This is a genomic window from Roseivivax sp. CAU 1753, from assembly GCF_054482575.1.
The window spans coordinates 132,078-158,147 of the sequence record NZ_JBTLRF010000002.1; the positions used below are offsets into that span (position 1 = coordinate 132,078).

21 protein-coding genes and 1 tRNA gene are annotated in these 26,070 nt (G+C 61.1%); 19 read left to right on the forward strand and 3 right to left on the reverse strand.

Features of this window, described 5'->3' with window-relative positions; all coding sequences use genetic code 11:
• Positions 1-7 precede the first annotated feature (7 nt).
• From ACXYMN_RS05505 to arfB, 5 genes are all read left to right on the forward strand, one after another.
• Positions 8-1,339 (forward strand): MFS transporter, encoded by a 1,332-nt coding sequence (locus ACXYMN_RS05505; RefSeq protein ID WP_459012493.1) that lies wholly within the window; start codon positions 8-10, stop codon positions 1,337-1,339.
• On the forward strand, positions 1,336-2,283 hold the full coding sequence (mepA, locus tag ACXYMN_RS05510) for a penicillin-insensitive murein endopeptidase (protein ID WP_459012495.1): 948 nt from the start codon (positions 1,336-1,338) through the stop codon (positions 2,281-2,283). Before ACXYMN_RS05505 ends, mepA begins: the two co-directional genes overlap by 4 nt.
• Complete coding sequence (locus ACXYMN_RS05515) at positions 2,256-3,134, forward strand: esterase-like activity of phytase family protein (RefSeq protein ID WP_459012496.1); 879 nt, start codon at positions 2,256-2,258, stop codon at positions 3,132-3,134. Before mepA ends, ACXYMN_RS05515 begins: the two co-directional genes overlap by 28 nt.
• 98 nt (positions 3,135-3,232) lie before the next feature.
• Complete coding sequence (locus ACXYMN_RS05520) at positions 3,233-3,862, forward strand: queuosine precursor transporter (protein ID WP_459012497.1); 630 nt, start codon at positions 3,233-3,235, stop codon at positions 3,860-3,862.
• 283 nt (positions 3,863-4,145) lie between these two features.
• Positions 4,146-4,565, forward strand: coding sequence for an alternative ribosome rescue aminoacyl-tRNA hydrolase ArfB (gene arfB, locus ACXYMN_RS05525; RefSeq protein ID WP_459012498.1), 420 nt, complete (start codon positions 4,146-4,148; stop codon positions 4,563-4,565).
• 33 nt (positions 4,566-4,598) lie between these two features.
• On the opposite strand, the gene ACXYMN_RS05530 is transcribed toward arfB, so the two are convergent.
• Both ACXYMN_RS05530 and ACXYMN_RS05535 read right to left on the reverse strand, forming a co-directional pair.
• A complete protein-coding gene (locus tag ACXYMN_RS05530; RefSeq protein ID WP_459012499.1) occupies positions 4,599-5,948 on the reverse strand; it encodes a mechanosensitive ion channel family protein in 1,350 nt (449 codons plus the stop codon).
• A gap of 72 nt (positions 5,949-6,020) precedes the next feature.
• Complete coding sequence (locus tag ACXYMN_RS05535) at positions 6,021-6,155, reverse strand: hypothetical protein (RefSeq protein WP_459012500.1); 135 nt, start codon at positions 6,153-6,155, stop codon at positions 6,021-6,023.
• 359 nt (positions 6,156-6,514) lie between these two features.
• Here ACXYMN_RS05535 and leuC point away from each other — a divergent pair, with 359 nt between their 5' ends.
• The 7 genes from leuC (at position 6,515) to ACXYMN_RS05570 (ending at position 13,117) form a co-directional block, all read left to right on the forward strand.
• The gene (leuC, locus tag ACXYMN_RS05540; protein ID WP_459012501.1) at positions 6,515-7,918 is read left to right on the forward strand and encodes a 3-isopropylmalate dehydratase large subunit; all 1,404 of its coding nucleotides are present in this window, start codon (positions 6,515-6,517) and stop codon (positions 7,916-7,918) included.
• 84 nt (positions 7,919-8,002) lie between these two features.
• Positions 8,003-8,608 carry a 3-isopropylmalate dehydratase small subunit gene (gene leuD, locus ACXYMN_RS05545; protein ID WP_459012502.1) on the forward strand — a complete coding sequence of 202 codons (606 nt, stop codon included), beginning with the start codon at positions 8,003-8,005 and terminating at the stop codon, positions 8,606-8,608.
• Positions 8,609-8,912: 304 nt separating this feature from the next.
• Positions 8,913-9,746: a hypothetical protein gene (locus ACXYMN_RS05550; protein WP_459012503.1), complete on the forward strand. Its 834-nt coding sequence runs from the start codon at positions 8,913-8,915 to the stop codon at positions 9,744-9,746.
• A gap of 26 nt (positions 9,747-9,772) precedes the next feature.
• Positions 9,773-10,738 carry an endonuclease/exonuclease/phosphatase family protein gene (locus ACXYMN_RS05555; RefSeq protein ID WP_459012504.1) on the forward strand — a complete coding sequence of 322 codons (966 nt, stop codon included), beginning with the start codon at positions 9,773-9,775 and terminating at the stop codon, positions 10,736-10,738.
• Between the two features lie 62 nt (positions 10,739-10,800).
• Positions 10,801-11,904, forward strand: a complete 1,104-nt coding sequence (leuB, locus tag ACXYMN_RS05560; RefSeq protein WP_459012505.1) for a 3-isopropylmalate dehydrogenase — start codon at positions 10,801-10,803, stop codon at positions 11,902-11,904.
• Positions 11,905-12,029: 125 nt separating this feature from the next.
• Complete coding sequence (locus ACXYMN_RS05565) at positions 12,030-12,995, forward strand: DMT family transporter (protein WP_459012506.1); 966 nt, start codon at positions 12,030-12,032, stop codon at positions 12,993-12,995.
• Between the two features lie 45 nt (positions 12,996-13,040).
• Positions 13,041-13,117 (forward strand) — tRNA-Pro (locus ACXYMN_RS05570).
• 790 nt (positions 13,118-13,907) lie between these two features.
• On the opposite strand, the gene ACXYMN_RS05575 is transcribed toward ACXYMN_RS05570, so the two are convergent.
• Positions 13,908-14,363 (reverse strand): very short patch repair endonuclease, encoded by a 456-nt coding sequence (locus ACXYMN_RS05575; RefSeq protein WP_459012507.1) that lies wholly within the window; start codon positions 14,361-14,363, stop codon positions 13,908-13,910.
• A gap of 56 nt (positions 14,364-14,419) precedes the next feature.
• Here ACXYMN_RS05575 and ACXYMN_RS05580 point away from each other — a divergent pair, with 56 nt between their 5' ends.
• The 7 genes from ACXYMN_RS05580 (at position 14,420) to ACXYMN_RS05610 (ending at position 25,976) form a co-directional block, all read left to right on the forward strand.
• A complete protein-coding gene (locus ACXYMN_RS05580) occupies positions 14,420-16,015 on the forward strand; it encodes a DNA cytosine methyltransferase (protein WP_459012508.1) in 1,596 nt (531 codons plus the stop codon).
• Entirely contained in the window at positions 16,012-17,499 is a 1,488-nt protein-coding gene (locus tag ACXYMN_RS05585) for an ATP-binding protein (protein WP_459012509.1), read from the forward strand. The genes ACXYMN_RS05580 and ACXYMN_RS05585 overlap by 4 nt, the downstream gene beginning before the upstream one ends.
• A complete protein-coding gene (locus tag ACXYMN_RS05590) occupies positions 17,496-20,204 on the forward strand; it encodes a Z1 domain-containing protein (RefSeq protein ID WP_459012510.1) in 2,709 nt (902 codons plus the stop codon). Before ACXYMN_RS05585 ends, ACXYMN_RS05590 begins: the two co-directional genes overlap by 4 nt.
• Positions 20,188-21,186 (forward strand): PD-(D/E)XK motif protein, encoded by a 999-nt coding sequence (locus ACXYMN_RS05595; protein ID WP_459012511.1) that lies wholly within the window; start codon positions 20,188-20,190, stop codon positions 21,184-21,186. The genes ACXYMN_RS05590 and ACXYMN_RS05595 overlap by 17 nt, the downstream gene beginning before the upstream one ends.
• Before the next feature lie 2 nt (positions 21,187-21,188).
• The gene (locus tag ACXYMN_RS05600; RefSeq protein WP_459012512.1) at positions 21,189-23,264 is read left to right on the forward strand and encodes an AIPR family protein; all 2,076 of its coding nucleotides are present in this window, start codon (positions 21,189-21,191) and stop codon (positions 23,262-23,264) included.
• Positions 23,265-24,402: 1,138 nt separating this feature from the next.
• The gene (locus ACXYMN_RS05605) at positions 24,403-24,963 is read left to right on the forward strand and encodes a hypothetical protein (RefSeq protein ID WP_459012513.1); all 561 of its coding nucleotides are present in this window, start codon (positions 24,403-24,405) and stop codon (positions 24,961-24,963) included.
• Positions 24,963-25,976, forward strand: coding sequence for a hypothetical protein (locus ACXYMN_RS05610; protein WP_459012514.1), 1,014 nt, complete (start codon positions 24,963-24,965; stop codon positions 25,974-25,976). Before ACXYMN_RS05605 ends, ACXYMN_RS05610 begins: the two co-directional genes overlap by 1 nt.
• The last annotated feature ends 94 nt before the right edge of the window (positions 25,977-26,070 follow it).

The following is a 26,070-nucleotide window of genomic DNA, read 5'->3' on the forward strand; positions in this document are numbered from 1 at the left end:
GGCCGACATGAGCGAGACGCGCAAACGCATTTGGGGCTGGTTCTTCTTCGACTGGGCCAGCCAGCCCTACAATACCCTTCTCATCACCTTCATCTTCGCGCCCTACGTCAAGGACCTGATGGCCGATGGCGCTGCGGCGCAAACCGCCTGGGCGTTCGGCATCGGCTTTGCCGGGCTGACCATCGCGCTGCTTGCGCCGGTGCTCGGGGCCATCGCCGATACGGGCGGCAATCGCATCCGGTGGATCTGGCTGTTTTCGGCGCTTTATGTCGTCGGATCGGGGATGCTGTGGTTCGCGGCCCCGGGCAACTTCAACCTTTACGCGACGCTGTTCTTCTTCGCGCTGGGGCTTGTGGGGATGGAGTTCGCGACCATCTTCACCAACGCGATGCTGCCCGATCTCGGTCCGCGCGAAGAGATCGGGCGGCTGTCCGGCAATGGCTGGGCCTTCGGCTATGTGGGCGGATTCATCACGCTGGTGATCATGCTGCTGTTCTTTGCCGAGAGCGCGGCAACCGGCAAGACCTTCATTGGCCTCTCTCCGGCGCTGGGCCTCGATCCGGTCGCGCGCGAGGGCACGCGCTTTGTCGGGCCGCTGACGGCGATCTGGTATGCGGTCTTCATGATCCCCTTCTTCCTCTGGGTCCGCGATCCGCGTGCCAGGCCCGCGCCGAAGGGCGCCTTGCGTCTGGCGCTTGGCGATCTGCGCCGCACGATCCGGACACTGCCGCAGCATCCGTCGCTGTTTGCCTACCTGGGTGCGTCGATGTTCTACCGCGATGCGCTGAACGGAATGTATGCCTTCGGCGGCATCTATGCGGCGGGCGTGCTGGGGTGGAGCGTCGTCGATGTCGGCATCTTCGGCATCCTCGCCATCGTCTCGGGCGCGCTTTTTGCCTGGCTGGGCGGCAAGGCCGACATGCGCCACGGTCCGAAACCCGTCATCACGGTGTGCATCGTGTTGCTGGCGGCGGTGGCGGTCAGCATCGTGCTGGTCAGCCGGTCGTCTGTGTTCTTCATTCCGGTGCCTGAAGGGTCGATCGCGCCCGACATCGCGTTCTACGTCTTCGGCGTGGTGATCGGGGCGGCGGGCGGCGTGCTGCAGGCGGCGTCGCGCACGATGATGGTGCGCCAGGCCCATCCGGAGCGGATGACCGAAGGCTTCGGTCTCTATGCGCTGTCCGGCAAGGCGACCTCGTTCCTGGCACCGATGCTGATCGGCTTCGCGACCTTCGCCAGCGGGTCACAGCAAGTTGGGGTCAGCCCGCTCATTGTTCTTTTCGTCATCGGTATTCTTTTGCTACACTGGGTCAAACCCGACGGAGATCGAGCAGTATGATCCGACCATTTCTAAGCCTTGCGCTGGCCGCAGCCCTTCTGACCGGATGCGGCGGCGGCGACGATGCCCCCGCGCCGAGAAACGCCAACCCGGGCGCGCCCGAAGCCCAGGCCGCGACGGTCTCTGGCGTGCTGTCCACGCGCAGCGCCAAGCAGTTGTTCGGCACCGAGGAGCGCGCATCGAGCCAGGCGTCCAAGCCCTACGGGTCCTATGCCAAGGGATGCGCCGCCGGGAACGTGCAATTGCCCGAGACGGGGCCCACATGGCAGGCGATGCGACTGTCGCGGAACCGCAACTGGGGCCAGCCCGCCACCATCGATTTCATCCGCGACCTGTCGCGGTTCGCCGCCACCCAGCCCGGATGGAACGGGCTTTACATCGGTGACATCAGCCAGCCGCGCGGCGGGCCGATGCTGACCGGGCATGCCAGCCACCAGATCGGCCTGGATATCGACATCTGGATGCGGCCCACCGACCGGCTCAACCTGTCGACAGCCGAGCGCGAAAGCATCTCGTCGATTTCGCTGCGCCGCGCCAAGGGGGCCTATACCAACGACAACTGGACCCCGGCGCATCAGGAAATCATGAAGCGCGCGGCGTCGGACCCGCGTGTCGCACGGATCTTCGTGTTTCCGGGGGCCAAGGTGAAGATGTGCAACGAGGCCAAGGGCGATCGCTCCTGGCTCAACAAGATCCGGCCCTGGTACGGGCATCATTATCATTTCCACGTGCGTCTGAACTGCCCGAAGGGCGCAACCGGCTGCGTCGATCAGGCGGCCCCGCCCGCCGGTGATGGCTGCGCCGATGCGCAGGCCTGGGTGAACAACATCCTCAACCCGCCGCCGCCCGATCCGAACGCGCCCAAGCCCAAGCCCAAACCCAAGCGTGAGCTTACCCTGGGGGACCTTCCGGCCCAATGCGCCTCCGTACTCTCGGCGCGCTGAGCGCCCTGTGCCTTCTGGTGCTGCCCGCCTGCGCGGCGGAACCGGAAAGCGACGGATACCTGTCGCGCTATACCTGGCGCGTCGATGATCCGGCGTTCGGCGGCTTTTCGGCCATCGAACTGTCCGCCGATGGCGGGTCCTTTGTGGCGATCAGCGATCGCGGCGCGATCGTCGCGGGCCGCATCCTGCGCGACGGCAACCGCATCACCGGCATCGAATCCGGTCGGATCACGCCCTTGCATCGACCCGACGGACGCCCGCTGACCCGGAACGACCGCGACGCCGAGGGGCTGGCGATCAGCCCGACCGGCACGCGGATCGTGAGTTTCGAACAGGAGTCACGGCTCTGGGCCTATGGCGACCGGGGCGCGACGGCCCTGCCGGTGCCGCCGGCCTTCGGGGCGTTGCAGCCAAACTCCGGACTGGAGGCGCTGGCCATCGACACCGATGGCGCGCTCTACACCTTGCCCGAACGCTCTGGCGCGCTGACCCAGCCGTTTCCGGTCTGGAAGTTCTACAAGGGCCGCTGGTCCCAGCCGTTCGACATTGCCCGCCACGGCGGCTTTCTGCCGGTGGGGGCGGATTTCGGGCCGGATGGCGCGCTCTACCTGCTCGAGCGTGAGTTCAACGGTCTGGGCTTTCGCAGCCGAGTGCGGCAGATCCTGCTGGTCGACGATCTGGTCGTGTCCGAACGGATCCTGTTTGCCAGCGGGGTCGGGGTGTTCGACAATCTCGAAGGCATTGCCGCCTGGCAGGACAGCGATGGGCGGACGCGGCTGACGATGATCTCGGACGACAATTTCAAGTTCTTCCAGCGCACCGAGTTCGTCGAGTACCGCGTCACGGAATGACTTGCGCGGGACCGCCGTGTCGTCTATGCCGCGCGCCTGTTCCGGTCTTGTCCGGAGCCAAGTCCCCGCAACCTTGTCAAAACGGGAAAGAGACCGCCATGACCCGCGTACATATCCCCGGCATTCTTGCCATGGCGACCGTTGTCGTCGCCTCGAACATCCTGGTGCAGTTCCTGTTCGGCCAATGGCTGACCTGGGGCGCCTTTACCTATCCCATCGCCTTTCTCGTGACCGACCTGATGAACCGCATCTACGGCAAGCAGGCCGCGCGCCAGGTTGTGCTGGCAGGCTTCGTCGCGGGGGTTGCCTGTTCCCTGATCGGCACGCAGATCCAGGGCGAATTCGGCCCGCTGGTGACGCTTCGAGTGGCGCTGGGCTCTGGCGTTGCCTTCCTGACGGCGCAGCTGCTGGACGTGGCGATCTTCGACCGGCTGCGAAGCGGGCGCTGGTGGCGCGCGCCGCTGGCCTCGACGCTGGTGGGCGCATCGGTCGACACCGCGCTTTTTTTCACCATCGCATTTTCCGGGGCGCTGTCATTCCTCGAGCCGGGCAACGATGTCAGCTGGGCAGGCGAGGTGCTGCCGCTTTTGGGTGCGGGGCCGCTGGTGCCGCTCTGGGTTTCGCTGGCGGTAGCGGACTGGATGGTGAAACTTTCGCTCGCGGTGCTGGCGCTGGTTCCGTTCCGAATGATCGTTTTAAAGGCTCTATCGACACCGCGCACCGCCTGACCACAAGATTTTGTTTTGCGTCCGAGGAAAACCGTGGCAGGCTGACCTCATTGAGCAATCAGAGAAAGGAGGTGGTCCAGTGTCTAGAGAACCATTGGAGAGAGGTGTCGGAACAGTTCGGAGGGCCCGGATCTAGGGCAAACCCTACAGACGGATGATCGTCCGGATTGGTGCAAGCCTAACCGCTGCCACCTCCACATTCTCGAAGGGTCGCCCTCAGGGGCGGCCCTTTTATGTTGCAGGGATATACTACAGGGGGCATCCCGGCCCCGGAGACGGTTTCATGCTGAAGATCAACAACCAGGTCGCGCTCGAGGATTGGGAATTGACCGAGCAGTTCATCCGCGCCTCGGGCCCGGGCGGGCAGAACGTCAACAAGGTGTCGTCCGCGGTCGAATTGCGCTTTGAGGCAGAGCGGTCGCCGAACCTGCCGGACCCGGTAAAGGCGCGTCTGCGGCGGCTGGCGGGGCGGCGCTGGACCAAGGAAGGTGCAATTGTGCTGCAGGTCGACGAGACCCGCAGCCAGGCGCGCAACCGCGAGATCGCCCGCGCGCGCCTCGCGGCACTGGTTGCGCAGGCCTTCGAGAAACCCAAGCGGCGCATCCCGACGCGGCCGACGCTGGGGGCCAAGAAGCGGCGCCTGAAGGCCAAGAAGGTCACCGGCGAGAAAAAGGCGCTGCGCGGCAGGGTCGATCCGGAATAGGCCCGCAAACGGCAGACCCGCGAGGCCCCGGATCTAGTCCGGGGCGGGCGTCGGCCTGTCGGTATCGGGGCGCCCCACGACCGAGCCTTCGAGCAGCGTCACCTCGCGCTGGGGGAATGGGATCGAGATGTCGTGTTTCTTGAAGGCGTCCCAAAGCGCCAGGTACACATTGCCGCGAATATTGGTCAGGCCGGCGGTGGGATCCTTGATCCAGAAGCGCAGGATATAGTCGACCGAGCTGTCACCGAAGCCCACGATATGACAGACCGCTGCGCGGTCCTTCAGCACGCGGTCCGTGCGTGTCGCCGCCTCGACCGCGATCTTGCGCACCAGGTGCGGGTCGTCCCCGTAGCCGGTGCCGAAATAGATATCGAGCCGCACGAAATCGTTGGAATGCGACCAGTTCACCACCTGCCCGGTGATCAGGTCCTCGTTCGGGATCAGGTATTCCTTGCCGTCCCGGGTGGTGATCGACACGTAGCGGGCACCCAGCGAGTTGATCCAGCCGAAGGTTTCGCCCAGCGAGATCACATCGCCGGGCTTGATCGACCGGTCCAGCAGCAGAATCACGCCCGACACAAGGTTCGACACCACCTTTTGCAGGCCAAAGCCGAGGCCGACGCCGATGGCCCCGGACAGCACCGCCAGACCGGTCAGATCGACCCCCACCAGGCGCAGGGCGGTGAAGAACGCCGCCCCGTAAAGCAGCAGTTGCAGGAACTTGATGGCAAGCACCTGCATCGACGGCGAGATATCGTCGTTTGCCCGGATGCGTGCCGCCGAGACGGTCGAGACGAACCTCGCGCCGACAAACAGCATGACCAGCAACACGAGCGCCTGGAAGATCAGCCACAGTGTCAGGCGGCTTTCGCCCAGCGTGATCCCGACGGAATCGAGTGCCGCGCGCGCGGTATCGGTGAGGTTCAGAATCGACAGGGTGACCCATGCCCAGGCGCCGTAACGCACCAGAAAGCGCATGACCGGGTTGCTGATCAGCCGACTGGCCACCACGATGAAGATCCACGCGGTCGCCAGGTCCGAGATGATCGCCAGGATATAGGATCGCGACGGCCACGTGACCTCGCGCATGATGAAAACCGTGAGCCAGATCATCACCACGAACAGGATCATCCGGATCCGCCGGTGCAGCACGAGCAGAAGGCGCATGCGCCACTTCGGCCAGCCCTCTCGGGTGCGCATCCATTCGTATATCCGTGGCGCGAACACCCGGTTCAGCAGGTGCGCCACGACAAACAGGCCCACGGCGATGATCAGCTGGTAGACGTTCCAGGGGCGCAGCAGCCCTTCGACGAACAGTTGCGCTTCGGTCAGCAGCCGGGTGAGCAGGGCCAGGACCTCTGCGAATGCGTCATCGGAAGTCATGCTTTGGGAACCCGGAATGCGACCATCCGCACCAAGATGCACCTCTGGCGGCATGCGGCAAGCCGCATTGCGTCAGCGACCGGCGAAATCGGGCCCGATATCCAGCGTTTTGGGTCCGGCGTCGAGCCCGCTCGTCCAGACGAAGGCAAGCGCTGCCAGGATCAGCAGGATCAATGCGCCATTGACGAGGTTGAGGGGGCTGAACATCGCGGGACCTTTCGGGTGTGCCCGGTCCCGCATAACGGTTCTGACGCGTCTTTCCAATGCGACGTGGCGGTGTGCGACCAGATTTCGCAGGCCCGACCGGGGGGCAGGGGCGCGGGTCCACCGCGTCTTGTGCCTTGCGACAGGGCGGGCGACGCGCTATTGGCGATGCCATGGAACGCGTGATTGACCTAGATGATCGGGTACGCCTGAAAGAGCGGTTCTTTGGTGCGATCCGCCATACCGTGCTGGCGCGCCCATAAGGCCGTGCGACCCGAGAGACCGGATTGGGACGCGTCCGATCCGGTACCCGGGGCCTGCGAGACACCGTTTCACATCATTCACATATCTGGGGATCCCCCATGGCCGGAAAAACGCTTTACGACAAAATCTGGGACGCCCATGTCGTCCATGCCGCCGAAGACGGCACCACGCATCTTTATATCGACCGTCATCTGGTGCACGAAGTGACCTCGCCGCAGGCTTTCGAAGGTCTGCGCATGACGGGCCGGACAGTGCGCGCGCCGGACAAGACCATCGCGGTGCCCGATCACAACGTGCCGACGACGGCAGGGCGCGACGCCAAGATCGAGAACGAGGAAAGCCGCATTCAGGTCGAGGCGCTTGACCGCAACGCGCGCGAATTCGGGGTGCATTATTACCCGGTGTCCGACGTGCGCCAGGGCATCGTGCATATCATCGGCCCCGAGCAGGGCTGGACTCAGCCCGGCATGACCATCGTCTGCGGCGACAGCCACACCGCGACGCATGGGGCGTTCGGCGCGCTGGCCCACGGCATCGGCACCTCCGAGGTCGAACATGTGCTGGCCACCCAGACGCTGATCCAGACCAAGTCGAAGAACATGAAGGTCGAGGTGACAGGTCAGCTGCCGCCGGGTGTGACCGCCAAGGACATCGTGCTGTCGATCATCGGCAAGACCGGCACCGCGGGCGGCACCGGCTATGTCATCGAGTATTGCGGCGAGGCCATCGAGGCGCTGTCGATGGAAGGCCGCATGACGATCTGCAACATGGCCATCGAGGGCGGCGCGCGCGCCGGTCTTATCGCGCCTGACGCCAAGACCTTCGAATACGTCAAGGGCCGCCCGCACGCCCCGAAGGGCGAACAGTGGGACGCGGCGCTCAGCTGGTGGAAAACGCTCTATTCCGACGATGACGCGCATTGGGACAAGGTCCTGACGCTGAAGGCCGAAGACATCGCGCCGACGGTGACCTGGGGCACGTCGCCCGAGGATACGCTGCCCATCGACGCCGAGGTGCCCGCGCCGGATCAATTCGCGGGCGGCAAGATCGAGGCGGTCAAGCGGTCGTTGGACTACATGGGCCTCACGCCCGGTCAGAAGCTCAGCGAGATCGAGATCGACACGGTGTTCATCGGGTCCTGCACCAATGGCCGGATCGAGGACCTGCGCGAAGTGGCGAAGATCATGGAAGGCCGCCGGGTCAAGGACGGGCTGCGCGCGATGATCGTGCCCGGATCGGGGCTCGTGCGGGCGCAGGCCGAGAAAGAGGGTATCGCCCAGCAACTGATCGATGCGGGCTTCGAGTGGCGGCTCGCGGGGTGTTCGATGTGTCTGGGCATGAACCCCGACCAGCTGGCCCCCGGAGAGCGCTGCGCCTCGACCTCGAACCGCAACTTCGAAGGTCGGCAGGGGCGCGGCGGTCGTACGCACCTGATGTCGCCTGCGATGGCGGCGGCGGCGGCAGTGACGGGCCGTCTGACAGATGTGCGCGACCTGATGTGACCGGTCGCGGCTCTTCCGCCCTTGCGGGCGTCCTCGCGATGAGAGGCCGCAAGGGCTCGAAAAGCTGCGCCAAGGAGAATTGAAATGGACAAGTTCGAAAAGATCACCGGGATCGCGGCACCGCTGCCGCTGGTGAATGTCGACACCGACATGATCATCCCGAAGCAATTCCTGAAAACCATCAAGCGCACCGGTCTCGGCGTGAACCTCTTTGACGAGATGCGCTTTGACGACAACGGCGACGAGATCCCCGGTTTCGTTCTGAACCAGCCGCAATATCGCGATGCCCAGGTGCTCGTCTCGGGCGAGAATTTCGGCTGCGGGTCGTCCCGTGAACATGCGCCCTGGGCGATCAAGGATTTCGGCATTTCCTGCGTCATCGCGCCCAGCTTCGCCGACATCTTCTACAACAACTGCTTCAAGAACGGCATCCTGCCCATCGCGCTGCCGCAGGAGCAGGTGGATGTGTTGATGAAGGACGCCGAAAAGGGGGCCAATGCGCGCATGACCGTCGATCTGGAAGCGCAGACGGTGACCACCTCGGATGGCGAGAGTTTTTCCTTCGAGGTCGACCAGTTCAAGAAGCATTGCCTGCTTGAAGGGCTCGACGATATCGCGCTGTCGCTCGAGAAGGCCCCGGCGATCGACGCGTTCGAGACCAAAATGGCGCAGGAGCGCCCCTGGATCTGATCCAGCCCGCACGGTGCCCGGAACGGTCGCAGCTTCGCGCTTGCGACCGTTTTTCTTGCCGCCACAACATCTTGGGGCCGTGCCCATCAGCGCCGCAGCAATGCCCAGGTGTCGATGCAAATTCGCACCAGCCGCTCCGGAAATCAGCCCCATTTGTCCGGGATACCAACCGTAGTTCTTGAGGGCTTGTCGGAAAGGCGGCAGGATTTGGGCAAAACTGAGGCAATTGCCGGAAACGGTGACAATACGCCGGGACAAGAATGCGGCTTCGTATCGTGTTCGCCTGGCATATGAGGGCAGGTCTGTGATCACACGCGTCTTCAACGCGGGGCTTCGTGCCCTGTTGATGGCCCTTCTGGTGACCATGCCAGCGCTGATTCTGCCTGCGCACAATCAGGACGTGTCGCAGATGATGATGTTCGGCGCGATCCTTGCCGGGCTTCTGACCTTCACCGAATACGTCAGCACCGCACCCAGTTTCATCGAATTCCGTTCGGCCCCGCCGTTCAACCGCATGCGCTTTGCCGCCTTGTTCGTGACGTTGCTGCTGGTGTCGCTTTGCGTGCGCGACACCGTCATGCCGGGGGCGGTGACCGGGCGGGTCGCAGCGCTTGGCGCGGATATCGGGCGGACGATGGATTTTCCGTTCTCGCCGGTCCGGTTGGTGGTGTTGCTGGCGCAGGACGGCGGCTCGGAAGCGCAACGTTCCCTTTACGGCGCATTGGCCGGGCTGGCGTTTGCCGCGGGTCTGGTCGCGGTGCTGATCTTTGCGCCGCTGATGCGGTTCATGCGCTGGCCTATTCGCAAGGGCGCGTTCAACGTTTGGATCAACCTGCCGCTGTTCGACCCCACCGCGGGCGGCGATGTGATCTATCGGCTGAAACGGGATGCGAATGTTAACGTGGCCTTAGGGTTTTTGCTGCCATTCCTGATGCCGGCACTGCTTAAATTCGCAAGCTCTGCGGGCGCGACGCTGCCACTTGGCGATCCGCAGACCCTGATCTGGACCGTGACCGCATGGGCGTTCCTTCCGACTTCCCTTGTCATGCGTGGCATGGCCCTCTGGCGCGTGTGCGACCTGATCGAGGAAAAGCGTCGCCGGGCCTATGCGCAATCGGACATGCTGCAAGCCGCCTGATCATTGTATTGGCGCTCGGTTGCGCCTTGGCCCTGCCCGCCGTGGCAGAGCCGCTGCGCATCGCGACCTGGCACGCGGCGTTCACCCGCAAGGGGCCGGGGCTTCTGCTGCGCGACCTGCTGCGCGGCGAAGATGCCGACCTTGCCGCAGCGGTTGCCGGTATCGACGCGCTGAGGGCGGACATCCTGCTTCTGACCGATTTCGACTACGACCACGGCCACGCCGCGCTTGCCGCGCTGAACGACAGTCTGGCTGTGCCCTATCCCCACATCTTCGCGCTCGAACCGAACACCGGTCAGCAGACGGCGCGGGATCTCGACGGCAATGGCGCGCTGGGCGAGCCCCGGGATGCGCAGGGCTATGGCTGGTTCGCGGGCGAAGGCGGCATGGCCCTGCTGTCGCGCCACCCGCTTTCCGCGCTGGCCGATCTGAGCGGCCTGTTGTGGCGGGATCTGCCCGAGACGCAGATCGCGGCGGACGATCCGGGGTACGCGGTGCAGCGGCTTTCGACCTCGGGTCATTGGGTCGTGCGGGCCGACATGCCGGACGGGCAACATCTGACACTGATGGCGTTTCACGCCACGCCGCCGGTCTTCGACGGGCCAGAAGACCGCAACGGTCGCCGCAACCATGACGAGATCGCGCTTTGGCGGCATCTGCTGGACGGGCGGCTGGATGCGCCGCCGCCCGACGGCCCGTTCGTCATTCTTGGCAATGCCAATCTCGATCCGATGCGCGGGCAGGGCAAGCGCGCGGCGATCATGGCGCTGCTGTCGGACCCCCGCATCGTGGACCCGGCACCGGGCAAGGCCACGGCGTTCTGGCCGGACGGACCGGAACCGCTGCGCATCAGCTACGTGCTGCCCGCGCGCGGGTTGCGGATCATCACCGCGGGGTCCGGCCCGGCCGTGCCTGGCGGCGGCCATCACCATCCGGTCTGGGTCGATCTGGACGGCACCACCGGCCATGGCCGCGACCCGCCGGATTCTTGACGACCATGCCAGCTTTGCTTACGCGGACCATCAGGCATTGATGCGCAAAGGACCAAAGCACCATGAGCAACCCCTCGCTTCTTATTCTGCCCGGTGACGGGATCGGCCCGGAAGTCATGGCCGAGGTTCGCAAAGTCATCGACTGGTTCGCCGCCAAGCGCGATCTTGCCTTCGATGTGAGCGAGGATCTTGTCGGCGGCATCGCCTACGATACCCACGGAACACCGCTGCACGATGACACCATGACGCGCGCGCAAGCGGTGGATGCGGTGCTTCTGGGTGCTGTGGGCGGTCCGAAATACGACGCGCTCGACTTTTCGGTCAAACCCGAGCGGGGGCTTCTGCGCCTGCGCAAGGAGATGGACCTGTTTGCCAACCTGCGTCCGGCCCAGTGCTTCGACGCGCTGGCGGATTTCTCGTCGCTCAAGCGCGACGTGGTCGCCGGGCTCGACATCATGATCGTGCGCGAGCTGACCTCGGGGGTGTATTTCGGCGAACCGCGCGGCATCTTCGAAGAGGGCAACGAACGCGTCGGCATCAATACCCAACGCTACACCGAAAGCGAGATCGACCGCGTCGCCCGCGCCGCCTTTGACCTCGCTATGAAGCGCGACAAGAAGCTCTGCTCGATGGAAAAGGCCAACGTGATGGAATCGGGCATCCTCTGGCGCGAGGTGGTGACCCGCGTCGGTGCCGATTATCCCGAGGTCGAATTGAGCCACATGTATGCCGATGCCGGCGCCATGCAGCTGACGCGCTGGCCCAAGCAGTTCGACGTGATCGTGACCGACAACCTGTTCGGCGATCTGCTGTCGGATCTTGCCGCGATGCTGACCGGATCGCTCGGGATGCTGCCGTCGGCATCGCTCGGCGCGCCGATGGCCAATGGCCGCCCCAAGGCGCTATACGAACCGGTGCATGGTTCCGCGCCCGATATCGCGGGTCAGGGCAAGGCGAACCCCATCGCCTGCGTGCTCAGCTTTGCGATGGCGCTGCGCTATTCCTTCGACAAGGGCGACGAGGCGGCGCGTCTCGAAGGTGCGATCGAAGCGGTTCTTGCCGACGGGTTGCGCACCGCCGATCTTCTGGGCGAAGAGGGGGCGACACCGGTCTCGACCTCGGAAATGGGCGATGCGATCGTCGCACGGCTTGACGCCACGCTCTGACCCTGGGCCCGGGGGCCGCGGCCCGGGCGCACAATCAGGACCGACGTGTCACCGACCCCGGCGGCACGTCCGCAGACCGTAACCGCACGGCAGCAGACCGCACCGGCACACCAAAGGAGAGCGTCTTGGGACCCAACGCAAAAGGCGCTCTGCTTGCATTGGCGGGCTTCGGGATCTTCGCCACCCATGACCTCGTGGTGAAGGTGCTGGGCGGCACCTACAGCCCGGTACAGATCCTGTTTTTCAGCGTCGTCTTCGGCTTTCCGATGGTCACCCTGATGCTGATCCGCGACGCGGCCCCGGGTCATCTGCGTCCGATCCATCCCTGGTGGGTCGCGCTGCGCACCGCCGCGGCGATCGTCACCGGATCGGCGGCGTTCTACGCCTTCTCGGTGCTGCCACTGGCGCAGACCTATGCGATCCTTTTTGCCTCGCCGCTGTTTATTACCCTGCTGGCCATACCGCTCTTGGGCGAACGGGTGCGCCTGCGCCGATGGATGGCGGTCATCGTCGGCCTTGGCGGTGTGATCGTCGCGCTGCAGCCCGGCACCACCGCGCTGTCGCTGGCGCATCTGGCGGCGCTGGCGGCGGCATTCGGCAGCGCCCTGTCGTCCATCATCTCGCGCAAGATCGGACAGGAAGAGCGCAGCGCCGTGCTGATCCTCTATCCGATGCTCGGCAATTTTGTGGTGATGAGCATCCTGTTGCCTTTTGTCTATATCCCCATGCCGGTCGGCGATCTGGCGCTGAACGGCGGGCTGGCGGTGCTGGGGTTCTTTGCCGCCGCGTTGATGATCGAGGCGTATCGCCGTGGCGAAGCCGTGATCGTGGCACCGATGCAATATTCGCAGATCGTGTGGGCCGCCTTCTTCGGCACGCTGTTTTTCGGCGAAGCGGTGGACTCCGCGACGATGATCGGTGCGGCCATCATCATTGCCTCGGGGCTGTATATCGTGATCCGGGAAGGCCGGGCGGATGCGTCCGAGAACCGCCCCGTCAGCCGCAGCCGCACCCGTTTCGAGACGAGCACCTTGCCGCGCATCGACAACCTTCTGCGTCTGACCCGCATCCGCACCAAGAGCGACCGGTGACCCCTTGCCAAACCGCGCGGGTTTGGATATCCGGCGCGACACGGTCGGAGTGTAGCTCAGCTTGGTAGAGCACTGTCTTCGGGAGGCAGGGGTCGTAGGTTCGAATCCTGCCACTCCGACCAAGTAAACAAGGCGCCTTCGGGCGCCTTTTTGTTTGTCGAGAATGTGCTCCTCGGTTCGGTGAACCTAAAGGCGTGGATTTGGCTAGTTTTTTCAGGAAGAACGTGAGTGTCTCTAGCTCTTGAGAGCGCGAGCGTCGGCCACTCTGAGTTCCGCCAGTGCAAAAAGTTCTCGTGGTGCAGCTGGTTGGTCCGCCCGATCAACGAGCATTAAGACTTCTTAGATTGAATCCCAAAAGGGCCTTTTGCTGCTGCCAGCCGGGATCCGCAGCTTTGATCAGTTTCCGAAATTCAGTGCTATGATCATGTTGCCGGAAAAGGGTGAGTTCATGCAGCAAGGCATATCCGAGCTTGAGGGGGTCACTATTGGAGGCGAATTGACATCGATGCGTTCACGACGGTGCTTCAGCATGAAGTCGATGTCTGCCTATATGTTGCGTGGGAGGCAACAAGTATCATATTCGCGGAGGTTTCGAGCATATTGAGCGCGATGCCCGCGCGACTACTCTCGCGCCAGCTTTGTCGGCGCTTACCAAGTTCTGGAATGCCATTGGAACAGCGCTGGACGTCGCGCGGACCTCATTGATCACGCAGGACATGATATTTGGAAAATACTGCGCCATCCTACATTCGGGGGCGTGGCAAAAATAAGGGCTTTTGAGCTCGACCTGTCGGCCGGTTGACTGGCTGTGGGCACGTCGGCGACACATCTTTTCTGATCTCGATCCGCCACACCAAGTTTGATGCATCGTCTTGCCGACTCGAGTGTTTTCGGTCTCCACTTAACTGATCATCAGCGCGGTGCGCGGGCAGGGATATTCATGCGATCTGCGTTCCCGCGGACCCATGCCACTAAGGTTGAGAGGTTTCCGTCTCGGTGTTCCCCTCTAAGACCGCACTCCCATACCACCGCAACTCGCCAGCCCATGTTCAGGAGAGCGGCTATTGCAGTCTCGTCACGTTCGATATTCCTCGCAAACTTTGTTGTCCAGAAGGCTTGGTTCGACTGCGGCGTCGTGGCGAAGCGGCATCCTTCGTGTCGGTGCCAGTAGCAGCCATGCACGAAAATTGCGGCACGATGGCGCGCGAGCACGAGATCCGGGCTACCGGGGAGCTTGCGGACGTCGAGACGAAATCTCAGACCCTGTGCGTGCAGATAGCTGCGAACTAGTAGCTCCGGACGGGTGTCCTTCCGCCTGTTCGCCGCCATCATTTTGGACCTCACCTCAGGTGAGACGGTATCAGCCATGAAATTTTCTCAGAGCCACCTTTTCTCCTTTAAACAGATTGTGCAGTGTTCGCACAATGAAAGAAACATTCGGAATCGTTGATCTATTCTCAGGCCCCGGCGGCCTTGGCGAGGGGTTCTGCGCCTTTCCAGCCCGCCAGGGCGGGTTCGAGATTGACGTTTCCGTTGAGAAGGACCCCGTGGCGCATGGAACGCTCAGGTTGCGGGCTTTCTTGCGTCGATTTGGAGCTCAATTTCCGCCCGAATACATCGACTTTATGAATCGCGGCGGCACCGAGCCGAATTGGTCGAAGCTTTACCCGCGCGAATGGGCGCACGCTGAGCGCGAAGCTCTTAATTTGACTTTGGGCGATCCGGGAACAGCGAGGATTTTAGATGAACGCATCGCCGAAATTCGGCGACGGCGCGGCGATCGGGTGGTTCTCATAGGCGGCCCGCCCTGCCAAGCCTACTCGCTTGCAGGAAGGGGCCGGAAGCCAAGTGACCTCGGATACGTTGCACACGACGAGAATCGCCACCTACTCTATCAAGAATACATCAATGTCCTGAGACAGCTGCGTCCGGCCGCTTTCGTCATGGAAAACGTCAAGGGAATGCTTTCCTCGAGCATCGAGAAGCGCAAGGTCTTCGACTTAGTCACCGAGGATCTTAGATCCGGGGGCGGCTCTGCGGAGTATGAACTGTTTCCGTTGACCGGCAACACAGACCTTTATGAGCATGCACAGCCGAAGGACTTCGTCGTAGCAGCGGAGGACCATGGCGTCCCTCAAGCACGCCACCGAGTAATTATTGTTGGTCTTAGGCGCGATTTGTTAACGACGGTGGGTCATTTCAAGCCACCTCGCCTCAATGTAGTGTCCCGTCAAACTACGGTCCGAGACGTCCTATCCGCAATGCCTGTGCTTCGAAGTGGGATGAGCTCGCGCGGGGGCGATTGCGACAACGTTGAAGATTGGAAGCGGATTGTCGCGTTTGGGGCGGCCAAGATAGCGGTCATGCCGAATGACCTCGATGAGAGAGCCGCGCAAGAGTTTTCTGAGATACTGCGCTCCGTCGATAGGTCTCGAAAGATCACTGTCGAGAAACGCAAGGATGCGGTCGGTGGCACGAGGTTGCCGGGCAGCTGCCCAGATGACCTTCGGGATTGGCTGGAGGACAGTCAGTTGACCCGGCTATCGCTTCACGAAACGCGCGGACATATGTCCGGTGATCTGGAGCGATATCTCTTCGCCTCCTGCTGGGCGGCTACGACCGGCCGCTCCCCCAAAGCGACGGACTTTCCGGATCAACTCGCACCGAAGCACGAAAACTGGAAATCTGGAAAGTTTAACGATCGCTTCCGGGTCCAGCCTTGGGATCTCCCGTCGTCTACCGTGACTTGCCACCTATCGAAGGATGGACACTACTTCATCCATCCCGACCCTTCCCAGTGCCGCAGCATGACGGTGCGCGAGGCAGCGAGATTGCAAACCTTCCCGGATAATTATTTTTTCAAGGGCAATAGAACGCAGCAATATATCCAAGTCGGGAATGCAGTTCCACCATTCCTCGCATCGAAAATTGCCGCTGCATTGCATCCAGTATTGGCCCAGATATTCGACAACGCGACCGCGAGTATCGCCAAAGGCGAGAACGCTGCGGTAACGGCATGACTGATCGGCCCTGCGACGGAAAAAGCTCGTATCACGAGGTTCGGCCGAACGCCGGGGCACTGATCGAAAGCCTCCGAGACATCGGCTACACGATGTCGAGCGCATTGGCTGACATCGTCGACAACTCGCTCACGGCTGACGCAACGGAGATCTCGATCCGGGTGCGATCAGACCCCGATGATGCTGCCATCGGCATCATCGACAATGGCCTCGGTATGTCACGGTCGGAACTGCTCGAGGCGATGCGACCCGGGTCACGTTCGCCATTGGAGGCGCGAAGCGCCGACGATCTGGGCAGGTTCGGCCTCGGGCTGAAAACGGCCTCCTTCTCGCAATGTCGACGGTTGACGGTGGTGACCCGACGTGACGATGCCGTTTCCGTGGCAGTCTGGGATTTGGATCTTGTAGTCGCCCGAAACGCGTGGGTCGTCGAAACACGCCAGTCAGCGGAAGGCATCCGCTTCGCCGACCTGCTGAAGCATGACGGCACGCTCATTCTATGGGAAAAACTCGACAGGGTCGGCTTGGAGCTGGGCAGCCAGAATTTCCTGAGGATCATGGACGAAGCGTCGAGGCATCTCGAGCTGGTGTTTCACCGCTTCATGAAATCGGAGAAGGGGAGGAAAGCGGTCTCCTTCGAGGTCAATGGACGGAAACTGGAGCCGGTCGATCCGTTCGCGGAATGGCATGACGCGACGATCAGGCAGGCGGAAGACCGTCGCGTGGCGGGTGGTGGCACAATAAAGATTCAGCCATTCATCCTGCCGCACCGCAACAAGGTGGCGTCCGAGGCGGAATGGAAGAAGATGGGCCTTCGGGAAGGCCACATGAAGTCGCAGGGCTTCTATCTTTATCGGAACCGGCGTCTCATCCGGCATGCAACTTGGTTCCGGATGGCGCCCCAGCACAGATTGACCCAGCTCGCCCGCGTGCGGATCGACATCGGCAATGAGAGCGATGCGGCTTGGAAGATCGACGTGCTCAAGGCCACCGCATCACCACCGCCCGCGCTTCGAGATTACCTCAGGAGGCTGATCGAAGGCCTCGGCGGAAAATCGAAGCGCGTCTATCGCAAGCGCGGTGCGAAGCTGACGGATGAGAACCCCCTTCCGCTCTGGCAACGGACGAAGACCGACAACCATATCAGCTACGCGTTGAACGAAGATCACCCCTCAGTGGCGGCATTTGCAGCCACCTTGACGGACGAGCAGGAGAACGCATTCGGCGAAGTCTTGCGTCTGATCGCGGCGGGCTTGCCGGTCGAGGCGCTTTACCACGACATGGCTGAGAATTTCACGGACATCAGGCAGGAATGCCTCGATGAGATCGAGCTTCGAGCAAATGGTCTTAAATTGATCGATCAACTCCGAGAGATGGGACACGATGACAAGGACATCGCGGCGATGATGAAGGTTGTTCCACCCTACGCGGGGAACGAGCAGGTAATCAGCGAACTCTTGGTTCAGGAAAAGGCGGCGCAATGAAAATCCTCACGTTGGACAACATCAGCGGCCTAATCCGTGACTTCATGATCGAGACACACAGGACCGAGGAAGAGCTGAAGACCGAAATCGAGAAATACGCACCGCTCGCGCGCGCGGAGGTGACACGCGAACAACTTGACGAACTCTACGACGAAATGCGCATCCGCCACGGCGTGTTGGTCGAGACTGGAGCCGAACTTGTGGCACCCGGTTTCACGCCTTGGTTCGATGCCAGACGGCGGCAGGAAACCGACTGGTTCTACTGGTCCCGCTATCGAACACAGCTTGCCAATGCGGGATTCCCAGGGCCCGTGCTGGAGGCGATGCACGAGAAGACCAACCGGGTCATCGAGCTCTGCGGCGATCCGCAAGCGGGCGCCCCGTTCGATCGGCGCGGCATGGTGATGGGGGATGTCCAAGCGGGCAAAACGGGTAACTACACCGCGCTCGTGAGCAAAGCCGCCGACGTCGGTTACAAGGTCATTATTATCATCGCCGGCATCCATGAGAACCTGCGGAGCCAGACCCAGACACGTATCGACGAAGGGTTGATCGGACGGAACAGTGACATCTCACGCTTGGAAAACGTGCGGGACGACGGCCGGGTGGGCGTTGGACTAATCGATCCATCACGTGAACCGAGCGCTATGACCACCCGTCGGGCCGATTTCCGAAAGGGGCAGGCAGATCAGCGAATTCCGCTTGTGAACATGGAGAAGGAGCCGATCGTCTTCGTCATTAAGAAGAACGCGAGCGTCCTGAAGAATTTTCTCACATGGCTGAAGGCCTTCAACCTCACCCGTGGCGGCGGGACCATCGATCAGCCGATGATCCTGATCGACGACGAGGCCGACAATGCCTCGATCAACGTGGCAAAGGGACCGGAGGCGGTCTCTCGAATCAACGGTCAAATTCGTTCACTGCTGAACCTCTTCAGCAAGAGTTCCTACATCGCCTTTACTGCCACGCCCTTCGCCAACATCTTCATCGACCCGGACCTCCAGCACGAGGAGGCAGGGCGTGACCTCTTCCCGGAACATTTTCTTATCGCGCTGGATCGACCCGGAAACTACTACGGCGCGGAGAAGGTCTTCTTGGGCGAACCCGATGAGGAAGCCGAGCGCCCCACCCGCGACATCAAGGATAACGAGCCCTACTTGCCGTTGAAGATGCCGAAGGGCCAGCAGGTCCGGGATCTTCCCGAGTCCCTGATGACGGCAATTCGAACATTCATCGTCTCCGGAGCGATCCGTCATCTCCGCGGGCAACGAAACAAGCATCATTCCATGCTGGTGAACGTCTCCCACCTCACGTCCGTCCAGACCGATGTGGCGAACCTCATCCGGCATCGCATCAACGAGATCATTTGCCCAGCACTGAACCTGCACTGCGCACTTCCCCCTGACGAGGCCGAAGCCAACGCGGAAGTAGCCGCGATGAGACAGGTCTTCGACCACGAGTATGTCGATACAGGAGTAGACTGGGAGGAGGTGTTGCCGCTACTCGATCAGGTGGCGGGACGAGCCGCTGTCTACGAGGTGAACAGCAAGTCGGGCGAGAAGCTTGAGTATCCGGAAATCAACGACCCCGAAAATGACCAGGTCACGGCGATCGCGGTCGGAGGATATTCCCTGTCTCGAGGACTGACACTTGAGGGGCTGACAATCAGCTACTTCCTGAGAAATTCTAAGGCTTACGATACGCTTCTTCAAATGGCCCGGTGGTTCGGTTATCGCCCAGGATATGAGGACCTCTGCCGGGTATGGATCAAGGACGAGGCCCGTCGCTGGTATGCCCATATTGCCGAAGCATCCGAGGAACTGAGGCAGGATTTGCGTTACATGGCCGCATCCGGAGCGAGCCCGCGCGACTTTGGCCTGCGTGTCCAGCGCCATCCGTCGGCCTTGGAGGTGACTGCACGAAACAAGGCCGGAAGCGGTCAAGAAGTGATTGTCGAGGTCAGCCTGTCACGCAGCCGTATTGAGACAACGGTCATTCACGACAACCGTCCAGGCAATGAAGCCGAGGAAAACCGGCAGGCGGCGATCCGACTTCACCGCCGGCTCGCAGATCGAAACTTCGACATGGATGGCGAAAGCAAAGTCTTCGAAAGCGTCCCTTCTGATATCGTCAAGGACTATCTTCAGGACTTCCGAAATCATCGGGATGCGGAGCGGACGCAGACTGAACCGGTGATACGATACATTGAGGAGCGCGAGGACGAGAACCTCGATGAATGGGACATCGTTTTTGTCGGTAGCGGAGAGGGGGATGCTGTAACTTGGGACGGCTTGGGTTTCCCACTGCGCATCCAGACCCGGACGCCAGCCGCACGCGAGGATGGCAAGGTAATCGCGACCAGCCGCCGGTTCTCATCGCGCGGGGTTGTCCGGTTCGGCATGACCGATGATGCCCTGGCTGAGGTTCGAGCGGAAGCCGCAGCCCAAGGCACAAAGAACATCGCGGACAGTGCATACTTGGCGAAGCGGTGCCGTCCGATATTGGCGGTGCATGTCATTGCGCTTCTTAATCGGGAGACGGGAGAATTGACTGAAGAGCCTCCAGTCACCGCGTGGACCATCGGGTTCCCGACATCAGAGAAAAAGGGAAAGACGGTGAGTTATCAGGTGAACACGATCTGGTGGCAGCAGAACCGTGGCGAGATCGACGAGGAAGTGGGAGAGGCTCTTGATCGGGAAGAGTGACGATCCATGGTCCGATATTCCGGCTTCGCCGCCTGGTCCGCGCTTGAACGGGCGTCTGGTCGCGGAAAGTCGGCCTTGGGAAATTTTTCGCGCGTTTGACCATCTCGGTCGACGCATCCTGTTTCTCGTCCATGGACGTGCCGCTACCTCTGGACTCGCCCTCCCCAAGATCGCAGGCCTTAATGTCGAAGCGCGGGTGCGAAGCGAAGACGACAAGGGCATCCTGTCGGTCACGCTGGAAAATGCCGATGATGCGGACATCTTCACGCGTTTCACTGATGACATCATCGAGACGGTTGCGGCAGCACGCGATGAAGTGACGGCTGTCCAGTCCTTTGTTGGACGAACGTGGAAATGGCACGCTCTCCTCAAGGGAGGCAGGAAACCGACTCTTAGTCGAGAAATGCAGCTGGGCCTGATTGGTGAGCTGTGGACGCTCTTGAACATCGTCGCGCCCTCGAGGGGACTCGATACAGCGGTAGTGGGTTGGCGGGGCTCCCAGCGTGCGCCGAAGGATTTCGAACTTTCCGACCTGTGCATTGAGTGCAAGGCGCGTGGCGCGGCCTCACGGAACAAGGTCCGGATCACATCAGAACATCAACTCGACGATGTGCCCGGCCATCAATTGATCCTGCTCGTTCACACCTTTGCATCCGCGGGTGAGGAGGATGTGGGGGCGCTTGATCTCCACGAGATTGTGGGGCAGGTCCGTTCCGCCATTGCTTCAGACGCACCGCACGCATCGAAGGCGTTCGAAGCGGCGCTCGAAGATGCCGGCCACGACGACACCCACGAATACGAGATGATCTTGCTGCACAGGGCTTTCGATGCCTACCGAGTCCAAAGCGGCTTCCCGCGGATAGTTCCTGGTGCCTTCCCCGATGGCCCGATCGAGGTGGCATATGACCTCCCTCTCGCTGAACTTAGTGCATTTCACATGAGCGAACGCGATCTCAATGACCTGCTTGCAGGTGAGGGATGACGATGGGCGAAGATGATCAGTATGCAGACATGCTCCGGGAAGACGTCAGGCTGCTTTCCGAAGCGAATGGCACCTCGATGGAGGAAGCATTCTTTGCCAGAGTTTCAGACACGATCACCGGTTCCGGGGAGATCGACGACTTGGAGTATTTTCACCATCGGGGCACACAGCAGTCCGGCATCAGAGTGGACGGCTGGGGCGGTGATCCGCGGAAATCCAAGCAACTGACGCTTCTTGTCATTGACCACGCTGACGATCCGGATGCGCCGACACTGACCGGCACCGAGTTGAACAGCCAGTTCAAACGCCCCTTGCGGTTCCTGAAGGCGGCGCTCGACGAGGATTGGCGTAACAGGCTCGAGGAGACGGCACCGGGCTTCGAATTGGCCGACATGATCGCCGCGCGATGGTCATCGGTGAAGAAGATCCGCCTGCTTCTGCTTACCGATCGCAAGCTCAGCAGCCGTGTCGATGGGCGCGATATGACCGAGTTCATGGAGCGTCCGGTCAGCTACAGCGTGTGGGATGTCACCCGTCTCGAGCGGATCGAGAGTTCCGCGATGGGGCGAGAGGAGATCATCGTCGATCTTGATCAGCATGGAGGGGCGATACCCGTTCTTGCCGCCCACATGCCGGATTCACCTTACCAAGCATACCTCGCCGCTCTCCCGGGACCAGTCCTCGCGTCGATCTACGACCGATGGGAGGCACGCCTCTTGGAGCAGAACGTGCGTGTCTTCCTCCAGGCACGAGGTAATGTGAACAAGGGAATCCGGAAGACCATTGAAGAAGACCCGTCGATGTTCTTCGCTTACAACAACGGGATCACCGCTACGGCCGAGGCGATCGAAATTGAGGAGCGGGACGGCATCCAGATGATGACTCGTCTGACGAACCTCCAAATCGTGAACGGAGGGCAGACAAGCGCTTCCATTCACGCGGCCCTGCGGAGCGGGAAGGACCTGTCGAAAACTTTCGTGCAAATGAAGCTTTCCATCGTCGATGCAGAGAAGGCCGAAAAAATCGTCCCGGATATTTCTCGGAATGCGAACAGTCAAAACAGGATCGCAGCCGCTGACTTCTTCTCGAACCATCCCTTCCACGTTTGGATGGAGGAAATTTCGCGCAGGCTCTATGCCCCGGCGAAGGAGGGAAATTTCACTCAGAGCCGGTGGTTCTATGAGCGCGCTCGCGGCCAGTTCGCGGATCGCCGCGCCAGCCTAACGCCGGCACAGCGGCGAAAATTCGACCTTGAGCATCCACGAGCGCAACTTTTCACCAAGACCGACCTCGCCAAGGCGGAGATGACATGGCGCGGGCGGCCTGAGTTAGTAAGTCTCGGAGCACAGAAAAACTTCGCCCATTTTGCCCATACCATTGGTAAGGAGTGGGACAAGCGAGATGAGACATTTTCGGATGAGTGGTTTCGAAATGCGATCTCGAAGCTGATAGTCTTCCGGAAGACGGAACGCATTGTCTCGGACGCTGCCGGTGCGTGGTATACAGGCGGCTTGCGCGCGAACACGGTCTGCTATGCGATCGCCAAGCTGGTCCATGATGTCGCCGAGCAAGGGCAAGCTCTTGACCTCCAATTGATCTGGAACAGTCAGAGCTTGCCTGAACCACTAATAGATGTCCTCGACCAATACGGCGAAGCCATGCACGCACACCTTCTTTCGCCGCCAGTCGGCGGAAGCAACCCGACGGAATGGGCAAAGAAGAAGGCATGTGTCGACGCCGCGATGAAGACAGAACTGGAGTTCCGCAGTGATCTTTCGGACATGCTCATCGGCACTGCCGAACGGCGCCAACGAACGGCGGAGGGTCGTCGCGATCAACGCATGGTGAGCGGCATCCAAGCCCAGGCAGCCGTGGCCGAGATCGGATCGGCCGAGTGGCTCTGTCTCATGAACTGGGTCCAAAGCTCAGGGATGCGGCTGACGCACTCTGAAGCCGGTATACTCGAGGCGGCCACTCGTCTCCGGCTACGGCCGTTGACGGAAGCTCAGTCCGTTAAGGCGATGGCCGTGATGGAGCGGGCGCGGAACCAAGGATATCGGTCGCCCGATGCTGAGTAATAGAAAATTGAGGGTGCCTTCGAAATCTATGCTGCAAACTTGACTATTTTTTGGGTGCAAACCTTCGCCTCAGTTGATTTATAAGCAGGCGGCCATCTCGGATAATGGATGAAACGGTCAATAATGGACTCAGCCAGATTAGAGGCGGAATTGAAGGTGGGGTCTTGGTGGACACAGGCTGCATCCCCACTGTGCACACGTGCCCATTCTAGGACTTAGCTCGGTGAGAGGCAGCATCGTTAGGAAGGATCCGCCCGCCGGCACCGTTGTTCCCGTGGCTGTGTAGCCATTCCTGGCTTCGGGGGCTGGCGCTTTGCATTATGGCTTCGGCTCGGAGGCGTAAGGGATGGTGTGAAGCGGAAGCCTGTTCCAGCAATTTACTGCCGCGGTAAGAGGTGTCCATCACGACTCAGCGGAAGGTTTGTTTCGTGTTCTCTGAGTGAACAGGGCCTACGGGCCGAAAAATCCTTCCTACTTCCAGCGTCACAATGGTCGCGGTGTTCAGCTCCGGTTCAGCAGAGTTCTGTCTTCGCTGTTGGCGGTTTGTGCTGGGAGCTACGGTTTCCTGTATGTGAGCGTGATGTGCGCTCCTCACATGGCATCCGCCCATTCGTGATATACAGACCTCACGCGCCGCCACGAAAATCTTGTCTCGGCCAATCGCGGCGGCGCGTAAAGGATTTCCCTTATTTCCTCGACGTTCGATGGTCTCTCCACATTGCTTGAAGACTTCGATGGGTCGTTTCTCCTTTACGTGGTAAAGGCAATGTTGCTCGAACCTTGACGTATGGAAAGGCCGGGCAAGGCAGACGTAAAGGCCAAGGCAAGGCACGGCACTGACATATGAGCCGGACGCAGCAGCGTCGCTCCCCTCCCTCCCCGGTGCCAAGACACACGAGATCGCAAAAAAACTTCCCCAAAACAACTTGATAAGAGGTAGCCGTCACGGTCAGTATGGCGGCGACTTGAGGACCACCCGAAATGGTCTGCCCAAAGAGCTTGGCCGACTGAAACCGTGATATGCTTCCCAGCCCCTTCGCAATCGCTCGACCCGCTTGTCGAACTCGAACTGATCCAATGGAGGCAGGCGCGCTTTGAGCGTATCACTGGACACGTAGAGGACGCTCTCCCTGATCTTATGGCGGAAATCGACAGCGTCGTCAGCTCGATGTCCACGATCGCTGCGGCCAGGACACAGATTTCACCTGACACGCTTTGGAAAAAACTCTTTGAGCCTTGGGCACAGAAAATAGCTAGCCGCGTCGAGGCGGAGTTTGAGACGGAAATCGGTGTTCTCGCCACGTCGCTATCAGAAAAAGGCACCAGTCAGGACACTTTACGCGCTGCGCTTCCGGCTCTCGCCGGAGTTGGCGTGCTCGCCGCTTCTCTGGCCGCCATTCCATCTGTCCTCACGATGGCGACGGTGACAACGACCTCCTTCTTCTTCATCACCACCTCCACGATTTCCTGGCCGGTAATCGCAGTTGGAGGCGCAGGGCTAGCGGTGGCCACGTTCACAGGCAGCGCCGCTGTCGATAAGCTCAGTGATCGAAACCGCGCACATCTTGTGTCCCGTCTTCAAAGCCGCGCCCGCATCGCGGCCTTGGGATACGGCTTGGCCTCAGGCGAGCGTAGTCTCGTGACAGATCTTCAAGCAGCGACACTGCGCAACCTTGAAGCTAAGCTGGAAGCCGTGTGATGCCTCTTCTCTACGCCATCCCCGCCGGCCTTGATGCGCTTGTTTCTTCCGGTCAGGCTCAGTTGATTGGCGCGATCATCAAAGATGTTTCCTCCGGCCAAATATTGGGACACGTCCAGCAAACACAAGGTTTCGCACAAGCATTGGCGCAAGCTGGCGGAGCTGCGGCACAAACAGGGTTTTCCCCTCTTGGGATCGCCGGGATCGTTCAAAATGAACAGATCAAGTCATCCCTCGAACAACTGGGGCAAGGCATGGGCCTCCTGCAGAACTTGCAGTTCGCCAACATGGCGCTAACCGGAATCGGGATCGGCGTGTCCGTCGCCGGATTCGCGATCATGAACATGCGCCTGAATGCCATCGAGAACCACCTTGGAACTCTGCGAGAAGAAGTCCGCGAGATTGGCAGGCTGATACAGGAGTCCGAGCTCCGTCGTCTCTTCAGCGAAATCCGCGCAGCGCTCAAAGATCTCGACGGCGTTGTCACGCGGACGGATTACCTCTCACTTGCAAGCAACTTGCAAAGACAGTTTTCCAGCTATGTGAGCGCGCTCTCCGACTTGCTTGGGGAGGCTATGGCTCCCGGAAAGGCAACGGTCCTCCCAATGGAGCAATTGGACCTTATCTGGACCCTGAGTTCCGCGAAGTGGCTCTGCGAGGAGGCGGAACTACGAACGCTCTTCATTTCAGAAGATCTGGCTCATGCGGACGATTACGCAGCAAGCTATCGCAGCGACAATCTTAGATGTCTGGACCAACTGAGTCCGGACTCGCTGGCTCGCTTGATTGCCGCTGGAGAAGAGGACCTGCACGCCTCGATCTCCAAGCGCAGGGACGCCGCTGAACGCCTCGGCCGGATTGCCGACGGATTTGCCAGCGCCATGGATAGCCTTGGCCAGCAGCAATCGCTGGCTAGGGCTTGCATCGACGGTGAGGTTAGTGGGCGCGAGTTCATCCAAGCCGCATCGCAGGAAACGGACAGCCCGTTTCTCATTGTCACACCCCGGAGGTAGCCCACCATTTGCTCGCAAATGGGCAGAACAATCAGTGGCTCTGGTGCCTTTATCTCCATGCGCAACAGGGCGGACAGCAGACGTTCATTACCGC

Excerpts from the sequence above, each read along its gene's own strand:
- ACXYMN_RS05600 (WP_459012512.1), top strand. The coding sequence starts at position 21,189 with ATGGGCGAAGATGATCAGTATGCAGACATGCTCCGGGAAGACGTCAGG.
- ACXYMN_RS05530 (WP_459012499.1), bottom strand. The coding sequence starts at position 5,948 with ATGACTTCCGATGACGCATTCGCAGAGGTCCTGGCCCTGCTCACCCGG.
- ACXYMN_RS05535 (WP_459012500.1), bottom strand. The coding sequence starts at position 6,155 with ATGTTCAGCCCCCTCAACCTCGTCAATGGCGCATTGATCCTGCTGATC.
- leuD (WP_459012502.1), top strand. The coding sequence starts at position 8,003 with ATGGACAAGTTCGAAAAGATCACCGGGATCGCGGCACCGCTGCCGCTG.
- ACXYMN_RS05575 (WP_459012507.1), bottom strand. The coding sequence starts at position 14,363 with ATGGCTGATACCGTCTCACCTGAGGTGAGGTCCAAAATGATGGCGGCG.
- ACXYMN_RS05520 (WP_459012497.1), top strand. The coding sequence starts at position 3,233 with ATGACCCGCGTACATATCCCCGGCATTCTTGCCATGGCGACCGTTGTC.
- leuB (WP_459012505.1), top strand. The coding sequence starts at position 10,801 with ATGAGCAACCCCTCGCTTCTTATTCTGCCCGGTGACGGGATCGGCCCG.
- ACXYMN_RS05515 (WP_459012496.1), top strand. The coding sequence starts at position 2,256 with ATGCGCCTCCGTACTCTCGGCGCGCTGAGCGCCCTGTGCCTTCTGGTG.
- ACXYMN_RS05590 (WP_459012510.1), top strand. The coding sequence starts at position 17,496 with ATGAAAATCCTCACGTTGGACAACATCAGCGGCCTAATCCGTGACTTC.
- leuC (WP_459012501.1), top strand. The coding sequence starts at position 6,515 with ATGGCCGGAAAAACGCTTTACGACAAAATCTGGGACGCCCATGTCGTC.
- mepA (WP_459012495.1), top strand. The coding sequence starts at position 1,336 with ATGATCCGACCATTTCTAAGCCTTGCGCTGGCCGCAGCCCTTCTGACC.
- ACXYMN_RS05580 (WP_459012508.1), top strand. The coding sequence starts at position 14,420 with ATGAAAGAAACATTCGGAATCGTTGATCTATTCTCAGGCCCCGGCGGC.
- ACXYMN_RS05505 (WP_459012493.1), top strand. The coding sequence starts at position 8 with ATGAGCGAGACGCGCAAACGCATTTGGGGCTGGTTCTTCTTCGACTGG.
- arfB (WP_459012498.1), top strand. The coding sequence starts at position 4,146 with ATGCTGAAGATCAACAACCAGGTCGCGCTCGAGGATTGGGAATTGACC.
- ACXYMN_RS05585 (WP_459012509.1), top strand. The coding sequence starts at position 16,012 with ATGACTGATCGGCCCTGCGACGGAAAAAGCTCGTATCACGAGGTTCGG.
- ACXYMN_RS05605 (WP_459012513.1), top strand. The coding sequence starts at position 24,403 with ATGGCGGAAATCGACAGCGTCGTCAGCTCGATGTCCACGATCGCTGCG.
- ACXYMN_RS05610 (WP_459012514.1), top strand. The coding sequence starts at position 24,963 with ATGCCTCTTCTCTACGCCATCCCCGCCGGCCTTGATGCGCTTGTTTCT.